The sequence below is a fragment of the Arthrobacter sp. SIMBA_036 genome (genome assembly GCF_046535135.1).
Classification (GTDB): Bacteria; Actinomycetota; Actinomycetes; order Actinomycetales; family Micrococcaceae; genus Arthrobacter.
The window spans coordinates 1-254 of sequence record NZ_JAWRXG010000323.1; the positions used below are offsets into that span (position 1 = coordinate 1).

The following is a 254-nucleotide window of genomic DNA, read 5'->3' on the forward strand; positions in this document are numbered from 1 at the left end:
GGCAAAGGCGCCGGTCGCCTGCCTGGTCTTTTCGTCGGTCGCATGGCCGAACTTGGTGGCGATGACGATGTCGTCGCGATTGCCGATGGCGCGGCCAACCACCTCCTCGGAATGCCCTGCCCCGTAATTCGAGGCGGTATCGAAAAAGCGGATGCCGAGATCGACCGCACGGTTGATGGCGCGGATCGATTCGCCGTCGTCCACTTCGCCCCAGCCAAGCGGGATATCGCCGGCATAGAACGGCCCGCCGATCG

The 254-nt window shown here is 64.6% G+C and carries 1 protein-coding gene; it reads right to left on the minus strand.

All coding sequences use genetic code 11. The annotated features are described in order from the left end of the window. Positions 1-254: aldo/keto reductase (locus SB659_RS20050; protein WP_410551690.1), on the minus strand; the 254-nt coding region annotated here is incomplete at both ends.